1 protein-coding gene is annotated in these 1,103 nt (G+C 59.7%); it reads left to right on the top strand.

The window, feature by feature from the left end:
* Positions 1 to 64: 64 nt before the first annotated feature.
* Positions 65 to 1,103 (top strand): IS3 family transposase gene (locus HCZ87_RS20725; RefSeq protein WP_167647014.1). Its coding sequence is split into 2 segments (ribosomal slippage), with 1,040 coding nucleotides annotated over them: positions 65 to 326 and positions 326 to 1,103; the frame shifts between segments, so codons are not numbered across the junction. This gene is flagged as partial in the annotation.

Here is a 1,103-nt window from a genome sequence, read left to right as displayed (position 1 = left end):
CCCCCCCGATCTTAAGGGGATGCGGAAGTAGAATTTTCTCGGCAGGATGAACGAGGAGATTCCGATGAAGAAGACACGTTTCACCGAAGCCCAAATCATGGGCGTGCTGCGGCAGATGGAGGGCGGTGTGCCTGCTGCCGAGCTGTGCCGCGAACATGGCATGAGCAGCGCCACGCTTTACAAGTGGCGGGCCAAGTATGGCGGGATGGACGCCAGCCTCATCAGTGAGATGAAGGCTATGGCGGAGGAGAACCGGCGCCTGAAGCGCATGTACGCCGATGTCAGCATGCAGAACGACCTCCTGAAGGAGGCGCTCGGAAAAAAATGATACGGCCAGCTCAACGCCGAGAGTTGGCCGTGAAAGCGGTGGCGATGAAAGGCGTCAGCATCGCGCTGGCGTGCCGGGCATTTGATGTCAGCGAGACCTGCTACCGATACAGCCCGAAGCTGGACGATGAGAACGAGCAGATCGCCGACCTGCTGCTTGGGCTGACGAAGGCGAAGAAGACCTGGGGCTTCGGCCTGTGCTTCCTGTACCTGCGCAATGTCCAGGGCCATGGCTGGAACCACAAGCGCGTGTACCGGATTTACCGCGAGTTGGAGCTGAACCTGCGGATCAAGCCGCGCAAGCGGTTGAAGCGAGAAAAGCCCGAGGCGCTGACGGTTCCAGAAGCGGCGAATGAGGTCTGGTCCATGGACTTCATGGCTGATCGCCTTGGGGACGGTCGCCAGTTCCGCCTGCTGAACGTTCTGGACGACTTCAACCGTGAAGGCCTAGGGATCGAAGTCGACTTCTCGCTACCCGCGGAACGGGTCGTGAGGGCGCTGAACCAGATCATTGAATGGCGTGGTGCGCCTCGAACCATTCGAGTCGACAACGGCCCGGAATACATCAGCGGCACCCTCATGGAATGGGCTGAGAAAAAGAGCATCGCCTTGGCCCACATCCAGCCCGGAAAACCGCAGCAGAACGCCTACGTCGAGCGCTACAACCGGACGGTCCGGCACGAATGGCTGGACCTCCACATCTTCGAAACCATCGACCAAGTGCAGCAGATTGCCACCGAGTGGCTCTGGTCCTACAACAACGAGCGCCCAAACAT

It is taken from the genome of Phaeobacter sp. HF9A, assembly GCF_011806385.1.
In the GTDB taxonomy this organism is placed as follows: Bacteria; Pseudomonadota; Alphaproteobacteria; order Rhodobacterales; family Rhodobacteraceae; genus Epibacterium.
Note: the sequence above shows the minus strand (reverse complement) of the source record. Positions and strands in the feature narration are given on the sequence as shown.